At 49.9% G+C, this 2,460-nt stretch carries 2 protein-coding genes; both read left to right on the plus strand.

The window, feature by feature from the left end:
* Nucleotides 1–125: 125 nt before the first annotated feature.
* Nucleotides 126–1,658 (plus strand): IS21 family transposase, encoded by a 1,533-nt coding sequence (gene istA, locus NHN17_RS25555; protein ID WP_255045484.1) that lies wholly within the window; start codon nucleotides 126–128, stop codon nucleotides 1,656–1,658.
* 9 nt (nucleotides 1,659–1,667) lie between these two features.
* Nucleotides 1,668–2,408 carry an IS21-like element helper ATPase IstB gene (gene istB / locus NHN17_RS25560; RefSeq protein ID WP_255045485.1) on the plus strand — a complete coding sequence of 247 codons (741 nt, stop codon included), beginning with the start codon at nucleotides 1,668–1,670 and terminating at the stop codon, nucleotides 2,406–2,408.
* Nucleotides 2,409–2,460: the final 52 nt, after the last annotated feature.

Genomic DNA, 2,460 nt, shown 5'->3' on the forward strand with positions numbered 1-2,460 from the left:
ACTCCGGAATCACTGTCCGGTTTAGCGGAAACCCTGTCCGGATACTCCGGAACTCCAATCTTTTCTCTTTTAAATCAATGCCTCACAATCTTTGTTGTCGATTTTAACGCAGCAAGGAAGTGAGAATGCCGAAAAAGAGAACGTCTATGGACAAAATCAAAGAGGTATTGCGCCTCAAATACGAGTGTCACCTATCACTCAGAAAAATCGCTTCCTGTACTAAAGTAAGCCGCTCAACGATCTCCGAGATCCTCACTCGCTTTGAGCACTATGGCGTTGGTTGGCCGTTGCCAGACAACCACTCAGAAGCTCAACTTGCTCAAGTGCTCTATCGTGCTAAAACCACATGCCTCAGCAAGGTGATGCCAAGCTTTAGCTATATCCACAAAGAACTACGCCGTCCCCCAATGACTAAGCAGTTGTTATGGGAAGAATATGTCGCTGAGCATCAAGAACGTGCTTATCGATACAGTCAGTACTGTGAGCACTATCGTCGTTGGCTTAAAAAGCAAAAGCGCAGTATGCGCCAGAGCCATCTGGCCGGAGATAAGCTCTTTATCGATTACTGTGGCCCCACCATCCCGATCATCAACCCAGAGACAGGAGAAGTTCGTAACGCTCAAATCTTCGTAGCAACACTGGGCGCTTCAAACTACACCTACGTCGAGGCCTGTGAAAGCCAAAGGCTAGAGCACTGGTTAGAGGCACATGCCAATGCCTTCGAGCACTTCGGTGGTGTTCCTGCATTGCTGGTACCAGATAACCTTAAGGCTGCTGTCACCAAAACAGATCGTTATGAGCCGAAGCTTAATGACAGTTACCGCCAGCTCGCCTACCACTATCAAACCGCAGTCATGCCGGCACGGCCATACAAACCCAAAGATAAGGCCAAGGCTGAGAATGCGGTTCTTGTTGTTGAGCGTTGGATCATGATGCGGCTGCGGAATGAGGTCTTCCATACCTTCAGAGAACTGAACCTGGCTATCAAAGAGCTCATGCAGTCATTGAATCAGCGGCGAATGAAAGAGCTGGATGCTAGCCGGACTGAGCTGTTCAACACACTGGACAAACCTGCCTTACGACCTCTGCCAGCGGAACGCTTCCTATATACAGAGTTCAAGCAAGCCAAGGTGGGGCCGGACTACCATATCGAATATAAGCAGCATTACTACTCTGTCCCACACCAGTTGGTTGGACAGCATGTTCAACTTGAGGCCAGTCGTAAACTTGTCCGGATCTACCATCAAGGTCAATGCGTTGCTCAACACCCAACAAGCGCAAAGGCGCGTGGCCAAAGTACCTACACAGAACATATGCCAAGTAACCACCAGTATCAGAAATGGTCGCCGGAGAAGCTACAGAGTTGGGCGGCGAGGATCGGCCCCGCAACGAGAGAAGTCGTCAGCCATCTGCTCCAGTCTAAAGACCATCCTGCACAAGCCATCCGTAGCTGTCTGGGGTTACTGAACCTCTCAACCAAACATAGTGAGCAGCGTCTTGAGCAAGCCTGCAAAGATGCCCTCATCGTCAACAAGCCGTACCTGCGGTTCATCAGAAACTTACTGCAAAATCACCGGGAGGGTCGGTTATCGGCCTCACCAGAAATTACACCGGACATCCAGCACAGCAATGTTCGCGGCCCGAATAGTTATCACTAGGAGCACACAATGAACTCTATCAATGAACAACTCAAAGTCCTGCGCCTTGGTCATGCTGCGACAGCGTTAGAGCAGCAGCGAGAGCAAGCCTCCACTTATGCTGAACTGAGCTTCGAGGAGAGGCTCACTCTGCTGTTGGAAAGTGAAATACTAGGTAGGGATCAAGCCAAGATCCTCAGACTTAAACGACAGGCAAAGCTCAGGCTAGATGGGCTTGCTAGCCAAATTATCTACGAAGAAGGTCGAGGGTTAAGGCGAGTACAAATAAGTGAACTGCTCACTGGCAAGTATCTTCAGAAGAAGCAAAACGTTCTGATCACAGGTCCAACAGGTGCAGGGAAGACTTACCTCGCTTGCGCCTTGGCGGGACAAGCGTGTGAGCATCTGCATAGTGCTCGATATTACCGCCTCAGCCGACTACTAGACGATCTTAGCTCAGGCCGCCTTGATGGCACATACCAAAAGCAGCTACAGGCGCTAGCCCGAAAAGATCTCCTGATCTTAGATGACTGGGGAATGGAGAAACTTAGCCCAGATCATGCCGGCCATCTGCTAGAGCTTCTTGAGGATAGGTACCAAACGAGCAGCACGATCATGGTCAGTCAATTACCGGTTAAGGAGTGGTACAACATGATCGGTAATGCCACTGTTGCTGACGCTCTGTTAGATAGGCTGATCCACAATAGCCACCGAATAGAGCTGAAAGGTGAATCTATGAGAAAACTAGCGCAAACCGGACAGGTAGAGTAAAAATAGGGGTAGAGAAAAGCTTGGGGAAAAGGGCGTCCGGTTAAACGCGGAA

This window comes from Photobacterium pectinilyticum (assembly GCF_024357955.1).
Taxonomy (GTDB): Bacteria; Pseudomonadota; Gammaproteobacteria; order Enterobacterales; family Vibrionaceae; genus Photobacterium; species Photobacterium pectinilyticum.